The following is a 1,125-nucleotide window of genomic DNA, read 5'->3' on the forward strand; positions in this document are numbered from 1 at the left end:
CAATACAAAAAATTTCTGTAAAATCGTACATGGTAGTTAGAGCCTTTGGGTTGTGTCGTAACTTTCTAAATGGCTCTAACTACCTTTTTTTCAAGGGCTTTTCTTATCCGTAATTCGGGTTAATATAGATGCAATGCAAATACAACACAGATGGATTGGTCAGCAAATGTTAAAACAAAGTGTGTTTACCATGGCAGCAATGCTTATCAGCTTCAATACGATGGCAGCCAACACCGTGGTAGAAATGACAACCAGCATGGGCAATATTGAAATCGAACTGTTTAATGACAAAGCCCCAGTTTCTGCAAAGAACTTTGAAAACTATGCCAAGTCAAACTTCTATAACGGTACGATCTTCCATCGTGTTATCCCGGGCTTTATGGTGCAAGGCGGTGGTATGGATGCCAATATGCAAGAAAAGCCAACCAAAGCGACCATTCGTAATGAATCAAGTAATGGATTGAAAAATACCCGTGGTACCTTGGCGATGGCACGTATGAATCATCCTGATTCTGCCAGCAGCCAATTCTTTATTAATGTGGTAGATAACGATTTCTTAAATCGAAGTCCACGTAACGCAGGCTATGCGGTATTTGGTCAAGTCACTAAAGGTATGGATGTTGTCGATAAAATTGTAAAAGTACCAACAGGCAACTATGGCATGCATCAAAATGTACCGAAACAAGCGGTAAAAATACTCAGTGTGAAAGTGAAAGAGGCTGCCCCAACAAAATAAGCGGATTTAGATTGCAAAAATATGAAAAACATATTTTTAATTTAAAATTATAGGGTTAGTGCGAGTTTTGTGTGTTTTTGAACCAAAATAGTGCGTAAAAATCCAACACTCGTGAAAACAAGCAGTTAAAAGCACTTGCACGTGTAGGAAATTGCCCTATAATGCACCCATCCCGACGCGAAACAGCCTACGAACTTAGCTTACAAGGTTGAGTTGTTAGAAGTGTTTTGCGTTAAAATTTCTGCTGACGAGGCAGAAATTGAGATCATTAAGAGATTATGAAGAACAACTTGTGTGGATTTTTACTGATTGATTGATCGAAAATATTTCATTGATTGATTGGTTTAAATTACTCGAAGTTTATTTGAGCGAAATTTAAGTCAGAAAAT

Annotated in this window: 1 protein-coding gene; it reads left to right on the forward strand. The window is 37.9% G+C overall.

Going from position 1 to position 1,125, the window contains the following annotated elements:
* Nucleotides 1-166: 166 nt before the first annotated feature.
* A complete protein-coding gene (locus tag FTT78_RS13390; RefSeq protein WP_004969822.1) occupies nt 167-736 on the forward strand; it encodes a peptidylprolyl isomerase A in 570 nt (189 codons plus the stop codon).
* Nucleotides 737-1,125: the final 389 nt, after the last annotated feature.

The organism is Acinetobacter sp. YH01011, from assembly GCF_013420785.1.
In the GTDB taxonomy this organism is placed as follows: domain Bacteria; phylum Pseudomonadota; class Gammaproteobacteria; order Pseudomonadales; family Moraxellaceae; genus Acinetobacter; species Acinetobacter towneri.

Excerpts from the sequence above, each read along its gene's own strand:
- FTT78_RS13390 (WP_004969822.1), top strand. The coding sequence starts at position 167 with ATGTTAAAACAAAGTGTGTTTACCATGGCAGCAATGCTTATCAGCTTC.